18 protein-coding genes and 1 tRNA gene are annotated in these 18,501 nt (G+C 48.5%); all 19 read left to right on the forward strand.

All coding sequences use genetic code 11. The features are described 5' to 3' along the window. Positions 1–78: 78 nt before the first annotated feature. The 19 genes from G9G54_RS21325 to trxB all read left to right on the forward strand — a co-directional run bounded on the left by G9G54_RS21325 (position 79) and on the right by trxB (position 18,492). Positions 79–151, forward strand: a tRNA-Lys gene (locus tag G9G54_RS21325). A 158-nt stretch (positions 152–309) separates the two neighbouring features. Continuing rightward, positions 310–1,452: a PucR family transcriptional regulator gene (locus tag G9G54_RS21330; RefSeq protein WP_165179521.1), complete on the forward strand. Its 1,143-nt coding sequence runs from the start codon at positions 310–312 to the stop codon at positions 1,450–1,452. 103 nt (positions 1,453–1,555) lie between these two features. Continuing rightward, positions 1,556–2,680 carry an ABC transporter ATP-binding protein gene (locus tag G9G54_RS21335; RefSeq protein WP_165179522.1) on the forward strand — a complete coding sequence of 375 codons (1,125 nt, stop codon included), beginning with the start codon at positions 1,556–1,558 and terminating at the stop codon, positions 2,678–2,680. A 349-nt stretch (positions 2,681–3,029) separates the two neighbouring features. Continuing rightward, the gene (gene hprK / locus G9G54_RS21340) at positions 3,030–3,968 is read left to right on the forward strand and encodes an HPr(Ser) kinase/phosphatase (RefSeq protein ID WP_013308232.1); all 939 of its coding nucleotides are present in this window, start codon (positions 3,030–3,032) and stop codon (positions 3,966–3,968) included. A 47-nt stretch (positions 3,969–4,015) separates the two neighbouring features. Beyond that, on the forward strand, positions 4,016–5,071 hold the full coding sequence (gene lgt, locus G9G54_RS21345) for a prolipoprotein diacylglyceryl transferase (RefSeq protein ID WP_165179523.1): 1,056 nt from the start codon (positions 4,016–4,018) through the stop codon (positions 5,069–5,071). Further along, positions 5,068–5,721 carry a pyrophosphatase PpaX gene (gene ppaX, locus G9G54_RS21350; RefSeq protein ID WP_165179524.1) on the forward strand — a complete coding sequence of 218 codons (654 nt, stop codon included), beginning with the start codon at positions 5,068–5,070 and terminating at the stop codon, positions 5,719–5,721. The genes lgt and ppaX overlap by 4 nt, the downstream gene beginning before the upstream one ends. Beyond that, on the forward strand, positions 5,718–6,212 hold the full coding sequence (locus G9G54_RS21355; protein ID WP_165179525.1) for an acyltransferase: 495 nt from the start codon (positions 5,718–5,720) through the stop codon (positions 6,210–6,212). Before ppaX ends, G9G54_RS21355 begins: the two co-directional genes overlap by 4 nt. 146 nt (positions 6,213–6,358) lie before the next feature. Then, complete coding sequence (locus tag G9G54_RS21360; protein ID WP_165179526.1) at positions 6,359–7,510, forward strand: acyltransferase; 1,152 nt, start codon at positions 6,359–6,361, stop codon at positions 7,508–7,510. Positions 7,511–7,852: 342 nt separating this feature from the next. Then, positions 7,853–9,058 (forward strand): ATP phosphoribosyltransferase regulatory subunit, encoded by a 1,206-nt coding sequence (locus G9G54_RS21365; protein ID WP_165179527.1) that lies wholly within the window; start codon positions 7,853–7,855, stop codon positions 9,056–9,058. After that, the gene (gene hisG, locus G9G54_RS21370) at positions 9,055–9,699 is read left to right on the forward strand and encodes an ATP phosphoribosyltransferase (protein ID WP_061830205.1); all 645 of its coding nucleotides are present in this window, start codon (positions 9,055–9,057) and stop codon (positions 9,697–9,699) included. Before G9G54_RS21365 ends, hisG begins: the two co-directional genes overlap by 4 nt. A gap of 69 nt (positions 9,700–9,768) precedes the next feature. Next, the gene (gene hisD / locus G9G54_RS21375; RefSeq protein ID WP_165179528.1) at positions 9,769–11,082 is read left to right on the forward strand and encodes a histidinol dehydrogenase; all 1,314 of its coding nucleotides are present in this window, start codon (positions 9,769–9,771) and stop codon (positions 11,080–11,082) included. Further along, positions 11,066–11,674, forward strand: coding sequence for an imidazoleglycerol-phosphate dehydratase HisB (gene hisB / locus G9G54_RS21380; protein WP_165179640.1), 609 nt, complete (start codon positions 11,066–11,068; stop codon positions 11,672–11,674). Before hisD ends, hisB begins: the two co-directional genes overlap by 17 nt. 3 nt (positions 11,675–11,677) lie before the next feature. Next, positions 11,678–12,307: an imidazole glycerol phosphate synthase subunit HisH gene (gene hisH, locus G9G54_RS21385; protein ID WP_165179529.1), complete on the forward strand. Its 630-nt coding sequence runs from the start codon at positions 11,678–11,680 to the stop codon at positions 12,305–12,307. Between the two features lie 94 nt (positions 12,308–12,401). Further along, positions 12,402–13,133: a 1-(5-phosphoribosyl)-5-[(5-phosphoribosylamino)methylideneamino]imidazole-4-carboxamide isomerase gene (hisA, locus tag G9G54_RS21390; RefSeq protein WP_165179530.1), complete on the forward strand. Its 732-nt coding sequence runs from the start codon at positions 12,402–12,404 to the stop codon at positions 13,131–13,133. 11 nt (positions 13,134–13,144) lie between these two features. Continuing rightward, positions 13,145–13,903 (forward strand): imidazole glycerol phosphate synthase subunit HisF, encoded by a 759-nt coding sequence (gene hisF, locus G9G54_RS21395; RefSeq protein WP_165179531.1) that lies wholly within the window; start codon positions 13,145–13,147, stop codon positions 13,901–13,903. Then, the gene (gene hisIE / locus G9G54_RS21400) at positions 13,900–14,631 is read left to right on the forward strand and encodes a bifunctional phosphoribosyl-AMP cyclohydrolase/phosphoribosyl-ATP diphosphatase HisIE (RefSeq protein ID WP_165179532.1); all 732 of its coding nucleotides are present in this window, start codon (positions 13,900–13,902) and stop codon (positions 14,629–14,631) included. Before hisF ends, hisIE begins: the two co-directional genes overlap by 4 nt. 36 nt (positions 14,632–14,667) lie before the next feature. Then, entirely contained in the window at positions 14,668–15,492 is an 825-nt protein-coding gene (gene hisJ / locus G9G54_RS21405) for a histidinol-phosphatase HisJ (protein WP_165179533.1), read from the forward strand. A 237-nt stretch (positions 15,493–15,729) separates the two neighbouring features. Continuing rightward, positions 15,730–17,499, forward strand: coding sequence for a tetratricopeptide repeat protein (locus G9G54_RS21410; RefSeq protein ID WP_165179534.1), 1,770 nt, complete (start codon positions 15,730–15,732; stop codon positions 17,497–17,499). A 39-nt stretch (positions 17,500–17,538) separates the two neighbouring features. Then, positions 17,539–18,492, forward strand: a complete 954-nt coding sequence (gene trxB / locus G9G54_RS21415; RefSeq protein WP_165179535.1) for a thioredoxin-disulfide reductase — start codon at positions 17,539–17,541, stop codon at positions 18,490–18,492. The last annotated feature ends 9 nt before the right edge of the window (positions 18,493–18,501 follow it).

The following is an 18,501-nucleotide window of genomic DNA, read 5'->3' on the forward strand; positions in this document are numbered from 1 at the left end:
TGGCCAAACGCATCAGACTGTAAATCTGCTCCCTTACGGGTTCGGTGGTTCGAATCCATCATCCTCCACCAGTTTTACGAGCCATTAGCTCAGTTGGTAGAGCACCTGACTTTTAATCAGGGTGTCGAAGGTTCGAGTCCTTCATGGCTCATCAGAAGTCATCAACCTATAGTTGATGGCTTTTTTTGTATTGTTTTAAGTTATGTTTTTATATAGTTTTTTTATTTTACGGTATCGACAGGTTATAATGAGTTCATTATGTTCGCTTAGTGCTTATTCTATATTCTAAAAAAGTGAAGTGGTGATCGCGTGACTCTGGATACAGAATGGATTCAACAACAGCTTCAGAATATTATTCAAGCGCCTTTTACCATAGTGCCTTGGTGCCCGGAAATGATGGCAGAGGGAGAGACAGCCGATTCAGTTATACCGGATAGATCGTTTGTCCATGACAACAAGCTATATTTTCCGTTTCGTGCGTCGGCAGGTGAACTGGCTGCCTTTGTGGTAGAGGCCAGGTATTTGACGGATCGAGAACGGAAACTGGTAGAAGCGCTATTGGGGAACATGGAGCAGGTCTGGCAGAACGGTCCACAATTGTCGGATAACCCAGTTTATAGCGAGGAAGAGCGGATGAATCGTTTTGGACAATGGCTCATACAGCAGGCTGCCAATCTAAACAGAGAAGAAGAGGTTCCTGATGAATTGCAGCTTCGTGATTCGCTATCAGCGTGTATGGTTCCGATTTTACTGAATGGCGAGGGAACACAGGAGGGGGCTATTACCTATACGCAGCTCCATCGATTGTTCGCGAGCTATTTTGGAGGGGAAGTGCTGCTTACTCCATTGGACGAACAGTCTTGGCTGATTATGGCTAAAAAGGAGCTTTTATTAGGTGCGGACGATGAACGGGATAAAGACACTGAGTCCAGGGATGCAGATTTTACGGAATCGCTGGAGGAGGTTCTTACAGCTTTTAGCTTGGGCCTATATGAGCTTATTGCGAATGAGTGGGTGGGTGTATTCCATTTGGCGGTTTCTAAGCCTTCGATCCCTTTGCAAAGTCTTCCCCAAGAGCTGAATTTGTTATGGGAGACGATACATCTGGGCAAGATTTTTCATGTAACAGAGCACATCCACTTTTCATGGGAGCTTCATTTAGAAAGGCTGTTAAACCGCATTCCCAAGGAACAACGCGTACTATTTTTAGAACAGGTAATGAAATCATCTGTCATACTGGAAGACTCAGAAACGATGGCTACATTAGATATCTTTTTTCAATTGGATTGTAATGTGAGTGAGACAGCTAAGCGTCTCTATGTGCATCGAAATACGTTAATTTACCGTTTGGACAAGATCAAACAGGAGACCGGATTGGACGTGCGGACGTTTAATGATGCGGTTTTGGTCAAGCTCTATCTGCTATTGTACAAAGTGACAAAAAGGAAATAGCATCTTTGTGCAGTTTGCGAATAGCCACGCTACAAGGACTAGGGTAAGATACAAGTAAGAAATGTATTCGATTTCATAACTTGATCTTAGGGAGGCAAAAGCTATGGCTGGTGTACGTTTAGAGCATATTTTCAAAAAATATCCGGGTGCAGATAAAGCTACGGTTGTTGATGTCAATTTGGACATTCGAGATAAAGAATTCCTCGTATTGGTTGGTCCCTCCGGTTGCGGGAAGTCTACTACACTTCGTATGATTGCTGGTCTGGAGGAAATTTCAGATGGTAAATTGTACATTGGGGATCGTGTTGTGAACGACGTGGCTCCAAAGGACCGCGATATCGCGATGGTATTCCAATCCTACGCCCTGTATCCGCACATGAGCGTGTACCAGAACATGGCGTTCGGTCTGAAACTGCGCAAAGTTAAGAAAGAAGAAATCGACAAGAAAGTACGCGAAGCTGCCAAAATCCTCGATATCGAGCACTTGCTGGAACGTAAACCTAAGGCGCTGTCCGGTGGTCAACGCCAACGTGTCGCTCTGGGCCGTGCGATCGTCCGCGATCCTCAAGTCTTCCTGATGGATGAGCCGCTCTCCAACTTGGATGCTAAACTTCGTGGTCAAATGCGTGCTGAAATCACTAAACTGGTTAAACGCCTTGAAACCACTTGTATCTATGTAACACATGACCAGATTGAAGCCATGACGATGGGTGATCGGATTGTAGTTATGAAGGATGGTATTATCCAACAAGCTGCATCCCCAGATGAACTGTACAACCGTCCAGTGAATCTGTTCGTTGCTGGTTTTATCGGCTCTCCTACGATGAACTTTATCACAGGTAAGCTGGTTGAAAAAGAAGGTGCATTGCATTTTACTGCGCCAGGTCTGGATCTGTTCGTACCAGAAGGTAAAGGACAGATTTTAAAAGCGAAGGGCTATATCGGCAAAGAAGTGATCTTGGGTATCCGTCCTGAGGACATTCATGAAGAGCCTGTATTCTTGGAGGCTTCCCCGAATACGATCTTTACATCCACTGTGGATGTAACGGAAAATCTCGGTCATGAAATGCTGTTGTACTTGAGCGGTGCCGGAAATGATACGATTATTGCCCGTGTAGACGGACGTTCCAATACTCGTGATGGTGTTAAAGCGAAGTTGGCTGTTGATATGAACAAGGTTCATATTTTTGATAAGGAATCGGAATTGAGTATTCTGGTTGGCGAATAAAATTTGCCTCTGGAAGAGAGTCGCAGTTTTCCCCAAGCGGAGAACTGCGACTCTTTTTGTATATCGCATACGGCTACTAGCTTCGGCATTGCATTCATTGGAAAATTCCGATACGATGGGTACAATGGTACAGGTCTAGATGCAGGCAAGGTTCGTTGGCAAGGGTCCTAGATGGGATCAATCCAGCTGTCGGAATAGAGTTAGCCTGGAACCATAGTGTTAAATCAAGTGGAGTGTGGATTGATGCAGTGCAGCATAGACTGGCGTTGGGCTGTATGGTTAATAGGGTAAAGCTACATAAATCAAATAACGTATAGAATCCGGTGTTGCAGATGAAGGGGAGAATACAATGGCTAAACAGGTAAAGGTATCCGAGCTTGTACAGCAGTTTCAAATGGAAGTTATTTCTGGTGAAAAAGGTCTGCGAAGACTGATCACAGTGGATGATTTGAATCGCCCAGGTCTGGAGATGGCCGGGTATTTTGAATATCATACACAGGAGCGGGTACAGCTTCTGGGAAGGTCTGAGTTGGCTTTTCTGGGGATGCTTCCTCCTGAGGAGCGACGGGATCGGATGGAGCGTCTGTGTACAGAGCTGACTCCATGTATTATCATCACACGTGGTCTGGAGGTACCAGCTGAGTTAGTGGAGGCGAGTGCAGAGCGGGATATTCCTGTACTGCGCACTAATATGGCGACGACGATTTTATCAAGCCGCATCACAGGCTTTCTCGAAAGAAAGCTGGCTCCTACGGCGACTATTCATGGTGTACTATGTGACGTGTATGGCGTGGGAATGCTTATCACAGGAAGTAGTGGAATTGGTAAAAGTGAAACGGCGCTGGAGCTGGTTAAGCGTGGACATCGCTTGGTAGCAGATGATGCGGTAGAAATTCGGCAAACGTCCGATTTTCAACTGCATGGTACAGCACCTGAGCTGATCCGTCACCTGTTGGAAATTCGTGGCGTGGGCATTATTAATGTGATGACGCTGTTTGGTGCTGGTGCAGTTCGTAACAACAAACGGATTACATTGGTTGTCCGTCTGGAGGCATGGCAGCAGGACAAGCAGTATGACCGTCTTGGTCTTGATGAGGAAACGACACGCATTATTGATACAGATGTTCCACTGGTTACGATCCCAGTTCGTCCGGGCCGAAACTTGGCTGTTATTATCGAGGTGGCGGCGATGAACTATCGTTTGAAACAAATGGGCGTTAATGCTGCCCTGCAATTTACAAACAAGCTGACTGCTACGATTTCTGAAGATATGGAAGAGATGGATTAAGGTTGATTTGTTCGTTTGCAAGGAAGAACGAGGAGTGAGAGAAACATATGTCAACGGCAACATTACTGCTGAATCCGATCGCTTTTTCAATCGGGGCAATCAAGGTCCACTGGTATGGACTTATTTTGGGGCTGGCGGCGCTTGTGGGTCTATATCTTGCCATCCGTGAAGGAAAAAGATTCGGTATTCCGCAGGACTTTTTTATGGATATGCTGCTTCTGGGTGTTCCATCAGCTATTATTGGAGCGCGTATTTATTATGTAGCCTTCAAATGGGAAGACTACCGAGATAATCTATGGGATGTTTTTAAAATTTGGAATGGCGGTATTGCGATATACGGTGCCTTGATCGGGGCCATTATATGTGCGGTCATTTATTTCCGGTATAAAGGGTATAACTTCTGGCGTATCGCTGATATTTGTGCACCAGGTCTACTAATCGGTCAAGCGATTGGACGCTGGGGTAATTTTGTCAATCAGGAAGCCTACGGTGGACCGACGGAAGAGACTTTTTTGCGAAATCAACTGCATTTGCCGGATTTCATTGTGAATCAGATGAACGTTAACGGGGTGTTTCATCATCCTACATTTTTATATGAATCACTGTGGAGTATTGTAGGTGTGATTTTGCTGCTCGTCATTCGTCGTATGAAATTTGTACGTGCAGGCGAAATGTTTGCGTTTTACTTCATTTGGTACTCGATTGGTCGTTTTTTCATCGAGCGTGTACGGACGGACAGTTTGGCTTTTCAGGGACCGGATTGGCTCGCTTCCTTTGTAAATGCCCTGTGGTCTCCTATGGTATGGTTAGGGTTTGAACCAGGGCATCTGGACCCAAGTTACGGTAACGTACGGATATCACAATTGCTGCCTATTTTCATTGTGGTGGCTGCCGTGATTTTCATTTTGGTTCGTCGCCGGAAGGGCACATCTGTTGCTCGGTATAGCGATTCGATTATCTCTAGCAAAGCGGGGATTGATCAGGTACCTGACGTGACGCCAGAACAGGTATCCCGTCCAGGACAAGGTGCGGTTCCTCCAACAGCTACGGCGGATAAGCTACCTAAGGAAGACACGGACGAGGACAAGAAGGAGCATCTATGATAAATACGATTTTGTTTGATTTAGACGGCACCATCATGGATACGAATGAGTTGATTATCAGCACATTTCTACACATTTTGAATCATCCGGATGCTGATCCGCTGACGCGGGAGCATATTATTCCTCATATGGGTGGAACACTGGACGATCAACTCCGCACTTTTTCGGGACTAACGGATGTATCTGGGTTGGTTAAGGACTACCGTGCTTATAATCAGATTCATCATGATCAAATGGTGAAGCCATTTCCATATGTCATTGAGGTTATTCAGGAGTTGCGTACGAGAGGAATTAAGCTGGGGGTTGTGACAACCAAAATACGACCATCCACGATACGTGTACTTAATCTGTTCAATCTGACTTCCTATATGGACTATATTGTGACAGTAGACGATGTGGAGCATCCTAAGCCACACGCTGAGCCAGTCCTTAAGGCCTTAGCAGGCTTGAATGCTGAAGCAGAGCACACATTGATGGTCGGAGACAGTTCTTTTGATATTTTGTCAGCTCAGGCTGCAGGTGTGAAATCGGCTGGTGTAGCTTGGTCGCTCAAGGGCGAGGAAACTCTGCGCGGATATGGGCCTGACTACATGTTGCATGATATGCGGGATTTGCTGAAGCTGGAGCTTCAAGGTGTCAATGTATCGTGAGAAAGGTGAACCGCTATCCTGTAGAGGGTCCCAATGCGTTGTGGCAGATTTATCGGACGGTGAGCCGCTGGAAAGGCATTAAGAACTTTATTTTTATACAGATTGCCCGGTATTGTCCTGTGCTTTCTCTGAAAAACGTCATTTACCGCAGAATGCTGGGAATGAAGGTGGGGCAACATGCGGCCTTCGGCCTGATGGTGATGGTGGATGTTTTTTTTCCAGAGCATATTACGATAGGGAACAATTCGGTCATTGGATATAACACGACGATACTGGCTCATGAATACCTCATTGAGGAGTATCGTATCGGTAAAGTGGTGATTGGTGATCATGTGCTGATCGGCGCCAACACAACCATTTTGCCGGGTGTCACCATCGGTGACGGAGCTATCGTAGCGGCTGGAGCGGTCGTGCATAAAGACGTACCCGCAGGTGCATTTGTGGGTGGCAATCCGTTGCGTGATTTAAGACGTTCTGGTATGGATGAGTAGTAAATAGCACTATAAGGAAGGCCCCTTATGTATTAAGGGGTCTTTCTTGTGTTGTTTTTCTGTATAATAAGTGGGGTAATGCATGTTAATTATGTTTAAAAATTGTTAAAAGACATATTTGCAAGGCGATATGGGAGCGTGTTGATTTGGTCAAAAAAGAACGTATACCAGAGCTTGATATTTACCGGGGAATATTAATTGCAGCCGTTGTTACCATTCATGCGACTTCAATGGCTTTAATTGATGCGCGTCATTCTCTATTGTTTTATCCTTTTCTATTTTTAAATATGTTTAGTAGCTTTGCGGTGCCAGTATTTATTTTTGTGAGCGGGTTTGTTTTATTTTACAATTATGTCGATAGGCCGCTTCGTGGTAAGAATATGCTAGCGTTTTTCCGAAAAAGACTGATGTTTATTGTGTTACCGTACGTTTTGTTTTCTCTTGTGTATTATTTGACCTTGGTAACACGCGGGTTAATGCCGCTCAGTGATCTTCCACTCGTGCTGTTAACGGGTAAGGCGTATACGCATTTGTATTATGTCATCATCATCATCCAATTTTATTTGGTCTTCCCGCTGTTGTTGTGGGGAGTGCAGCGCTTATGTCATTGGATATCGAGTCCACGGAGAGCAGCCTGTATCATTTTGGCAGTAGGGTTAGTCATTCAATGGGGATTTGTATTGCTGAACAAATACGTTTGGCAAGAGGAAAGAGGAAGTCTTGCGATTACGTATATCAGTTATTTTGCCTTGGGCGCAGCTGTAGCGATTGGATATGAAGGGTTTAAAAAGTGGCTTTTTCCAGTGTCAGGTACAGTAATTAGACGTGGTCAGTTGATCAGTTGGTGGGGGTTGTGGGCGGCTTGGCTACTCGTGGGTATAGCTTATGTACAAATATGGTTTGTAGCATATCGCAAAGGCATCTATGCAGACTCACTGATCTATGAACTACTCCGTAATGCACATGCCCTCGTATCTGCATTAGTGTTGTTTCAGTGCTCGGTTTTATTATATCGTCATACTAATGATAGGCTGCGAATGTTAATCAGTTGGTTGGGGGCATGTTCTTTCGGTATTTATTTACTTCACCCGGCGTTACTGCGGGTGTATCGCAAGTTAGATTTGCATGGAACACCGATAGAATATATCTTCTCCGTTGCCGGTGGATGGTTGTTGGCGCTGTTTGGCTCATGGCTGATTGTGACGTTGTGTTTTCGATATGTTCCATTTGCATGGATCGGTTTGGGCACGGTTCCGAAGTTTCCTTTCGGGAGTAAAGATGAACAGGTGAATAGCTAAATATTTTGATTTGGACTGTTAGCTTAAAGCTGGCAGTCTTTTTTTTAGAGTATAGAATTTATAAAAATTTTCAGTGGAGCTGAACAACTCTATATGCACAAAAAAATTAACGTAGGCGCGGTCTTGCTCCGGAGAATACGTTGATAGATGTTTTTCATATAGGATTCATGTATTTTGCATTGGATAAAATATAGGGAGGGGCAGCCACTTGGCGAATCCGTAAAAAAGGGCTGCGCCGTTCGGTTGACGTTCACAAGTAGAGCATGATAATATATCGAATATACTTTAGTTTGTTAGCACTTTACCATGATAAAGATATTGTGAAATCATGAGGTGATAGAGATGTCTAAGCCAAAAGGATTCGAGATCCCTGTAGGGGTTCGAGATTATCTTCCGCGTGCAGTGTCGAAGCTGCGGGCCATTGAACTGAATGTACTCGAATGCATGGAGCGTTGGGGCTACCGCCAGATTATGACGCCTACAATGGAATACTACGATACGGTGGGAGTGGCTAGTTCTACCTCCGATCGGAAGCTGTTTAAATTACTCAATAACCGGGGGACCACGTTGGTGCTGCGATCGGATATGACCGCTCCAATTGCACGGGTGGTATCTTCGTTGCTAAAGGAAGAGGAAGTACCACTCCGACTTTCCTATCACGCAAATGTATTTCGGGCGATTGAGGAAGAGGCAGGAAGAGAAGCAGAGTTTTTTCAGACGGGTTTGGAACTGGTGGGTGATGATTCACCTGAGGCTGATGCAGAAGTTGTAGCATTGGCAATTGCATCATTACAGGCAGCAGGGGTGGCCTCTTTTAAAATTGCGATGGGGCATGTGGGATTCCTAAACGGTTTGTTTGAGGAAATCATTCCAGGCCGCCAGGCTGAACAACAAGCGCTAAAGGAACTGTTGCTCAGTCGTGATGTAGTGGGCTACCGAACAGCGATTGAAGCTTTGGGCTTGGCTCCCGAACATGGGGATAAGTTGGAAGCTATTCTTCGGTTGCGCGGTGGAAAAGAAATTTGTGACCAGGCTACCCGTCTTAGTGTGGAGCAGCAGACGATTCAATCCATTGCACATTTGTGCGAGGTGTGGGAAGTGCTGGAGGCTTACGGCGTATCTGAGCATGTGTTAATCGACCTTACCATGATCGGGGATTTTTCATATTATACAGGAATGACTTTTGAGGGCTATGCGGCGGAGATTGGGTTCCCGGTATGCAACGGAGGCCGCTATGACAATCTGCTTCAGCAGTTTGGTCGATCCGTACCTGCAACAGGATTTGCATTGAAAACGAACCGGATCGTCGATGGTGTGGATGGTATCCAAATGGAGACGAAGCGTCCTGTACTTATACGTTATGACGAGCAGGGACGCCAAGAGGCGTTATCCGTAGCGGCACAGCTACGCGCAACAGGTCTTACTGTGGTGACAGGGCTCACGGACGGACCGGAAGATCGACGTCGTGAGCAGCAGGGCCTGTATGCAGAGGTATACAGCTATACAGCTGAAGGAAGACAGCCAGTACAAAGGAGGGAATTGCCGTGACGGAAACATTGAAGGTAGCCATGCCAAAGGGACGGATTTATAAGCAGGCTTCTGAGCTATTTCGCCGAGCGGGGGTTCCCATTCCGCTGGATGTGGACGAGACGCGCAAGCTGGTCATCCCACTGCCCGAGCTGGGCATGGAATTTATAATGGCGAAGCCCGTTGATGTTCCTACGTATGTGGAGTACGGGGCGGCGGACATTGGCATTGTGGGCAAGGATGTTTTGCTGGAAGAAAACAAGGATGTGTATGAACTGCTGGATCTGGGGATTGCCCGTTGTCGGATGTCGGTGATTGCTTTACCAGATTGGCAGCCAGGTATTCGTCAGCGGGTCGCTACAAAATATCCGAATGTGGCTTCCCAGTATTTTCGGGAGCAAGGCCAGCAGGTGGAGGTTATTAAGCTGAATGGCTCCATTGAGCTGGCGCCGTTAATTGGTCTGGCAGACCGCATTGTTGATATGGTAGAAACGGGGCAGACCTTGCGGGAGAATGGATTGGTCGAGCAGATCAGCATACTGGATATTACCAGTCGTCTGATTGCCAATCGGGTCAGCTACCGGATGAAAAACAGCTCGATTCAGGCATTGTGTGATCGATTGCATCAGGTGATTCCAAATGCGGTGGCACCCCGGGAGTAAATGGACTAGAGGAATAAGCCAAGGGTTAAAGGGGCATTCTGCAAGCTGCAAGTAAGGGGGAATGGACAAATGAAGATCGTATCAGCCCGTGATTTCAGTCTCCAACGGGAGGTGGATTACGGCACACCTGAGCAAAATGAGGCTGTGCGTACCATTATTCAGTCGGTACGCCAAGAGGGGGATGAGGCTGTCCTGCGGTATACGCGATCGTTTGATGGTGTATCGCTGACAGCAGAGCAACTTCGTGTGACGGAGGAAGAATTGAAGGCGGCATATGATAAGGTAGAGCCTTCTTTTTTACAGGCGATTCGAGAGGCGGCGGATAATATCCGTGCTTTTCACGTGAAGCAAAAACGTAATTCGTGGATGGACTTACAGTCAGATGGTAGCTTGCTCGGTCAAATTATCCGACCGTTGAAACGTGTAGGCGTGTATGTTCCGGGCGGTAAAGCAGCCTATCCATCCTCAGTGCTGATGAATGTCATTCCCGCTCAGGTGGCTGGTGTACCGGAGATTGTCATGGTGACACCCCCGGCGACAGGCGGCAAAGCAGGGATAGATCCATATACACTGGTAGCTGCGGCAGAGGCTGGTGTAACGGAAATATATAGGGTTGGCGGAGCGCAGGCGATCGCCTCTCTCGCTTACGGAACACATAGCATTGAGCCAGTCGATAAAATTTGCGGTCCCGGCAACATTTATGTAGCGCTGGCGAAGCGCGAGGTATATGGCGCGGTGGATATCGACAGTATAGCGGGACCAAGTGAAATTGTTGTGTTGGCTGACGATACAGCAAATGCCTCTTATGTAGCAGCTGACCTGCTTTCACAGGCAGAACATGACGAAATGGCCTCAGCCATGCTGGTTACGCCTTCGCAACGCTTGGCCGAAGAAGTATCAGCTGAAGTACAGCGCCAATTGGCGGAGCTGCCGCGCAGAGATATTGCTGCTGCATCGGTGGAGGCATATGGGGCTATCATTGTCGTCGACACTTTGGAAGAGGGCATCCATATTGTAAACCGACTGGCGCCGGAACATTTGGAAATTATGACAGAGCAGCCGATGGAGCATGTGGGTCTGATTGAAAACGCGGGAGCTATTTTCCTAGGAGCATACAGCTCGGAGCCAGTAGGCGATTATTTTGCCGGACCTAACCACATTATCCCGACGAATGGAACGGCGCGGTTTTCTTCGCCAGTGGATATTGATGATTTTATCAAGAAGTCGAGTATGATCTATTACAGCAAGGAAGCACTGCTGCGCAATGGAGAGACGATTATGCAGCTTGCCCGCCATGAAGGACTGGAAGGACACGCACGGGCGATACAAGTTCGATTGGACAATGAAAAGAAGGCGGTGGATGGCGATGGGGAACGAAAATAACGTAACAGAACGTACAGGCAGCATCAGCCGAAAGACGAACGAAACGGATATTCAGCTATCTTTTGCAGTAGACGGCACAGGGCAAGCTGAGATTGAAACGGATGTTCCGTTTCTGAATCACATGCTGGATTTGTTCACCAAGCACGGACACTTTGACCTGAATGTACAGGCCAGAGGGGATGTTGATATCGACGATCATCATACCGTAGAGGATATTGGTATTTGTCTGGGGCAAACCTTGCTGGAAGCGTTGGGTGATAAAAAAGGAATCAGGCGCTATGCCAGCGTCTTTGTACCGATGGATGAGGCGCTCGCGCAGGTTGTCATTGATCTGAGTAACCGCCCTCACTTTGAGTATCGTGCGGAGTATCCGTCACAGCAGGTAGGGAGCTTTTCGACGGAGCTGGTGCATGAATTTCTGTGGAAATTTGCGTTGGAGGCTCGCATGACGCTACACGTCATCGTTCACTACGGGCAAAATACCCACCATATGATTGAAGCGGTGTTCAAAGCGCTGGGACGTGCACTGGATGAAGCGACATCCATTGATCCACGGGTGACGGGAGTGCCTTCAACGAAGGGAGTGCTGTAGTCCATGTCCATTGCTATTGTGGATTACGGCAGAGGCAATCTGCATAGTGTGAGCAAGGCCGTTGAGCGTCTTGGCTATGAGGCTGTAGTAACAGGAGATGCCCAAGTGATTCGTTCCTCCAGCGGTGTGATTTTGCCGGGTGTAGGAGCATTCGGGGACGCTATGGAGCATTTGCGTTCCAGCGGATTGGATCGGGTAATTCAGGAGGTTGCCAGCGCTGGACAACCACTGCTCGGTGTTTGTCTAGGAATGCAACTGTTGTTCACTCGTGGTGAAGAATACGGCAGTCACGAAGGGCTTAATATTTTACCAGGCGAGGTCGTTCGATTTGCTCCTGATCTGGGGGTTAAAGTGCCGCATATGGGCTGGAATCGTCTGTGTATGATTCAGCCGGACCACCCGTTGTTACAGGGCTTGGAGGAAGGACATGTGTATTTTGTACATTCCTATCATGCGAAGCCGGAGGTCGAAAGTGACCTGCTGGCGGTGACCGATTATGGCGGGCCCGTAACAGCTATCGTGGGCAGAGGCCATGTATATGGCATGCAGTTCCACCCAGAGAAAAGCGGGGAAATGGGGATGCGACTGCTTCGTCAGTTTTTGGAACTAGCGGAAGTGGAAAAGCGAGCGTAACGATTCGTGGGCTGCAATTGGTGGTACGCCAACTTTGGTCGTTGATGGATGTAAAGGCATATAGATGTTGAATAGCTCACAAGGGGGTCATACTTTGTTCACGATATACCCGGCGATTGATATTCGCGATGGCAAATGTGTACGACTGGTACAAGGAGATTATAACCAGGAGACGATATACAACGAAAACCCGGTGGAGGTTGCCCAAGAATGGGAGCGTTTGGGCGGCTCTTACATTCATTTGGTTGATTTGGACGGTGCTAAAGCAGGTCAACCGGTGAACGATGAGCTCATTGGGCGCATTGCTTCTGCGGTGCAAGTGCCTGTACAAGTGGGTGGCGGCTTGCGTACACGTGAACATGTAGAGCGACTGTTGTCGCTGGGCGTGAGCCGTGTGATCTTGGGTACGGCAGCGATTGAGGACCGTGCTTTTACGGAAGCGGTATTGGGTACCTACGGTGATCGGATCGCCATTGGTCTGGATGCACGGAATGGCTATGTGGCCACCCGCGGATGGCTTGAAACCTCGGAGGTTCGAGCGGACGAATTGGCTGCTGAGTTGGCCTCCAAGGGAGCGGAAACGTTCATTTTTACAGACATTTCCCGCGACGGAATGATGCAAGGCCCGAATGTGGAGGCGATTGTAGCGCTTGCGAAAAGCAGTCGACGAACCGTGATCGCTTCCGGCGGTGTCAGCAAGATGGACGATCTAATCACGCTGAGCACCTATGCGAAAGAGGGTGTAGGCGGTGCTATTGTGGGTAAGGCATTGTATACGGGCAGCATTGATTTACAGGTCGCGGTACAAGCTGTAGCAAAGGCATAGGGGGAGTAGGCATGCTGGCTAAACGTATTATTCCCTGCTTGGATGTAAAGGATGGCAGGGTGGTTAAGGGCGTTAATTTTGTGAACTTACGCGATGCAGGCGATCCGGTGGAATTGGCGGCACTTTATGATCGGGAAGGCGCGGACGAAATCGTATTTCTGGATATTTCTGCTTCAGTTGAAGGGCGTGCCACCATGGAAGAAGTAGTTCGTCAGACAGCCGGGGAAATTGCCATTCCTTTCACCGTAGGTGGCGGGATATCTCATGTCGATGATATGAAACGCATTTTGCGTTCCGGAGCTGATAAAATTGGCGTAAATACGGCAGCTGTCCGTAACCCTCAGCTGATTGCGGAGGGTGCGCGCAGCTTTGGCTCACAATGTATCGTTGTTGCCATTGATGCCAAGTACAACGAGGCGTGGGGCGAGTGGGAAGTGTATACGCACGGAGGCCGCACGCCATCTGGTATCCGAGCCTTGGCTTGGGCCAAGGAAGCTGAACAGTTGGGAGCCGGTGAGATTCTGCTGACCAGCATGAATGCGGACGGAACCAAGGACGGCTTTGACCTGCCACTGACTTCCGCGGTATCGGATACCGTCGGGATTCCAGTTATCGCTTCTGGTGGAGCAGGCAAACAGGAGCATTTCTATGACGTGTTTACGGCGGGCAAAGCGGATGCTGGATTAGCAGCAACGATTTTTCACTATAAAGAAATAGGAATCCCTGAGCTAAAACGGGATTTGAAGCGCAGAGGAGTGGAGATACGATGAGCAACGAATTGAACCAACAGCTATCTCTGGAGCAGATACTGGATAATGTACGCTGGAATGAGGCAGGACTTGTCTCGGCGATTGTGCAGGATGATGCTACGCTTCAGGTGCTTACGCTGGCCTACATGAACCGCGAGTCGCTGAAACTATCTTTGGAGTCGGGAGAGACCTGGTTCTGGTCACGTTCCAGACAGGAGCTGTGGCACAAGGGGGCTACTTCGGGGAACACACAAAAAATCACCTCCATCCAGCTGGATTGTGACGGTGATGCCCTGTTGGTACGTGTCATTCCGAGCGGTCCTGCCTGTCATACAGGAGCAACGAGCTGTTTTTTTCGTAATATTTCCGCGCCAGGAACGGCTGTAGCACCTATTGCAGGTAATGTAGGAGACCACACGTTGGTAAATGATGTTTCCAGTGCTTCAGCAGACCGCTTTGAGGTACTTGCCCAGCTGGAGGCGATTATTAAGGAGCGCGAAGAGACACGTCCTGAAGGGGCCTACACGACTTATCTTTTTGATAAAGGTGTAGATAAAATCTTGAAAAAGGTTGGCGAAGAAGCATCCGAGACAATCATTGCCGCCAAAAATAAAGATAATGACGAACTGCGCCTGGAGGTCAGCGATTTGATTTATCACCTGCTGGTGCTGTTGCAGGAGCGCAAGCTACCGCTCGATGACGTGCTGGCTGAGCTGAATCGCCGCCATGAACGTCCTCGTCGTGATTAGTACGGTTTGTTGTAGTGTTGAAAGGGGGAGGGCCGCATGAAAATTGACTATCATACGCATCACGCCCGCTGCGGGCATGCCATAGGGAGTCTGGAAGAGTATGTACAGCAGGGAATTCGGCTAGGGCTGGATCAGCTCGGCTTGTCCGATCACATGCCACTACTGCATGTAAAACCGGCTGACTATTACCCGGAAATGGCAATGCCTATGGAGGAACTGCCCCGGTACGTGGAAGAATGTTTGGAACTGAAGGAACGTTTTAAAGGGCAAATTGATATTCGTGTTGGCTTGGAAGGCGACTACATCGAGGGCTGGGAACGAGAAATCGAAGACATCATCACCGCGTATCCCTGGGATTATGTGATTGGTTCCGTCCACTTTCTCGGTGAATGGGATGTCACGGACTTCCGTCAGGTACACCATTGGGAAGGCAAAAATGTGCTTGAGGTGTACCGCACGTATTATGATGCGGTTTCCAAGGCGGCAGCTACCGGTTTGTATGACATCATGGGTCATTTGGATGTCATTAAGCGCTTCGGCTATCATCCGAGGCCGGAGGAAATGGAGGAGCTGCGTGAACTGGAGCGCGCCGCAATTTCAGCCGTTGCCCGTAGCGGTCGGGCGATGGAACTGAATGCATCCGGGCTTTCGAAGCCCTGTGCCGAGATGTTCCCGAGCCGCCGCATGCTGGAAGAAGCTTTTTCGCTAGGCATCCCGCTGACCGTAGGATCGGATGCTCATGATCCAGTGAAGCTGTCCGAGCACTTGGAGAAGGCACGCGCGCTTCTATATGAAGTCGGTTATCGCGAGCTTGCCGTATTTCAGCATCGCGAGCGCTCGCTGGTGCCGCTGAAGCTTTAATTATTACGTTTATTGGGTCTAAGTATCATATCCAGTGGTTAGCCGAACGCTCCCTATTTCTACAGGGAAAAAGCGCTCGGCTATTTAGCGTATTCTTTTATACATATCTATAGGTATACAAGAGTGTATCCGTTTTTTGGAATGAGGCAGGATCGACTGTCAAGTCGTTTTGAAGTTGTGGTATACTGAAGGGTATGAACATGCCAGTTACTTTTAAAGGAGGTGCCTTGGTTATTTATGAAAGGGAAACATCTGCGAGTATCGGAACCTAGCCCTAAAATTATTGCTTTGCGTTTCGACGCATCTTTCTTTTTTGAGAAAGCTGTGCGCTCGCTTGATCGCAATCATTATGACAAGGCATTGAAATATTTTCGCAAAGCCGTTGAATATGAACCGGATAATCCGGTGAATCATTGCAATATGGCGGGTATATTATCAGAGATGGGGGATTATGCAGGTTCGAATGAGATCCTGTCCTCTGTTCTGAGTGACGTAGACTCGTCGATGACAGAGTGTTATTTCTATATGGCGAATAATTACGCTAATATGGAGCAGTTTGAAGAAGCGGAGAAAGCATTGGTCACGTACCTGGAGGAGGACGAAGAAGGCCAGTTTCTTGATGAGGCGGAGGAAATGATGGAACTGCTCTATTATGAGCTGGACCGTCCAACGAAGCTGAACCGCATTAAGGCCCGGCAGGGAGTAGTAGAGCATGATCAGGCTCGTGTCCTGCTGGAGGAGGGGAAATTTGCTCAGGCAGCCCAGTTGCTCAAGCAAATTTCAGAGGAACAACCGGATATGTTCGCTGCGCGGAATAATCTGGCGCTGGCGTATTACTACATGGGATTGTTCCAAAATGCTAAGGCTACCATTATTCAAGTGCTGGAAGATGAGCCGGGTAATTTACACGCATTGTGCAACTTGGCGATCTTTTATCAGCACGAGGGCGGGGGCCCGGAATTGGATCGTCTGGTGCAGACTTTGGCGGTTACTATACCGTTTCAGGAGGAGCAGGTATTCAAGCTGGCGACCACTATGGGGATTCTCGGACGCCATGAGGAGGCCTACAGACATTTCCGCAGGTTGCTTCATGGCGATGGAGAGAACAATGCGGATGCTTCTTTGTACCATTACACGGCGGTAGCTGCTAGCAATACCGGAAGATATGCGGAAGCTCGTCGGTTGTGGAGTCATTTGCAAAAACAGGATGCTTCCTCGGAAGTTCCGCGGTTTTTCCTGTCCCGACTGGAGGAACTCCAGCAGGAGGGTACACCGCTGCAAGTGCTCAGCTATCATTATCATCTCCCGTTTGAGGAGCAATTCCGCATGTGGGAGAAGTTTGGTGCTGACCAGGTGCCTGACAGTATGAAGAAGGACCCGCTAATCCGGTCATCCTTCTTCTGGGCCTTGCGCCACGGGGATCGGGCGACTCAGCTTCAGGTCATTCAGGCGTTAAGCTTGATCGGTGATGATGAGGTGCGTCAGGCACTGGAGTCCTTCGTAGAAGACCCGGACCAGGAGGATGAGCTGAAACGCCGTGCCTTGCAAGTATTGCAAGAACTGGCGGAGCAGGGTGAGCAGAAAATGTACCCGGAAACGGAACATTCTGATCAGTTGGAGGTTGAGAACGATCCGCATACAATTGAAGGTGGTGTATCTGCTTCCCCGGTCGATCCACAATGGCAGGCAGTGCTGGATAAGGTACTGACCGTCATGAGCAAGCCATCAGATCCGGCCATGCAGCGCGATTTGAGATCGCTTTGGCTGGAGTATTTGGATCGGCTTGCCCCGGAAGTTCCGATGGTTCAGCACACTGAGGGATGGGCAGCGGCGCTGGAATATTTGACAGCTAAAATGCATCATCATTCAGTCACCTATCAGGAAGTAGCCGATCGTTATGGTATTTCCGTATCGACCGTAAGCCGCTATGCACGCCAGATTGACAGCGTGTGTGGTATCAAACAGAAGCTGAAGCAACCGCTCTCCACGTTTAAAAAGCAGGTCTGAGACCTGCTCCAAACATCACTTAAAGGAGGCAACAAACGTATGTATAAATCCATAATTATTGGTACAGGTCCTGCAGGCTACACAGCCGCTATTTATTTGGCACGCGCTAACATGAATCCGCTGATCATTGAAGGGATGCAGCCCGGTGGGCAGCTTACTACAACGACCAAAATTGAAAATTTCCCGGGTTTTGAGCAAGGTATCCTCGGGCCTGAACTGATGGATAATATGCGCAAGCAGGCTGAACGTTTTGGCGCTGAATTTACTTCCGGTTGGGTTGAGGAAGTGGATTTCAGCAAACGTCCTTTTAAAGTGAAGGTAGAGGGTAAAGGCATCATTGAGGCGGAGTCGGTCATTATTGCTACAGGTGCGTCCGCCAAATATCTAGGCATTCCGGGCGAGCAAGACAATGTAGGTCGCGGAGTCAGCACGTGCGCAACTTGCGATGGCTTCTTTTTCCGCGGGAAAAAGATTGTCGTGGTTGGCGGTGGCGATTCAGCCATGGAGGAAGCGAGCTTCTTGACCCGTTTTGCTTCCAGTGTAACCTTGGTCCATCGTCGCGATGAGTTGCGGGCGTCCAAAATTATGCAAGATCGCGCGCGTGAGAACAAAAAAGTACATTGGGCATTAAACCGGACTCCTCTGGAAGTTGTGACGGGAGAAGCTGGCTTAAAGGGTTTGAAGGTACACAATAATGAAACCAATCAGGATGAGCTGATTGAGGTAGATGGCGTGTTCGTAGCCATCGGGCATACACCGAACACAGGTTTCCTGAACGGACAAATCCATACCGATGAACACGGCTATATTGTAGTGAAGCCAGGCACAACAGAAACGAATATCCCCGGAGTTTTTGCCTGTGGGGATGTACAGGATAACCGTTACCGGCAAGCTATTACGGCTGCGGGAACGGGCTGTATGGCGGCTATGGACTGCGAGAAGTATCTCGAAGGCAGTGCTGTTCACGACTGGAGCGAAACACTGGATCAATAAAAGAGTGTC

Source organism: Paenibacillus sp. EKM212P (assembly GCF_011066115.1).
Classification (GTDB): Bacteria; Bacillota; Bacilli; order Paenibacillales; family Paenibacillaceae; genus Paenibacillus; species Paenibacillus polymyxa_B.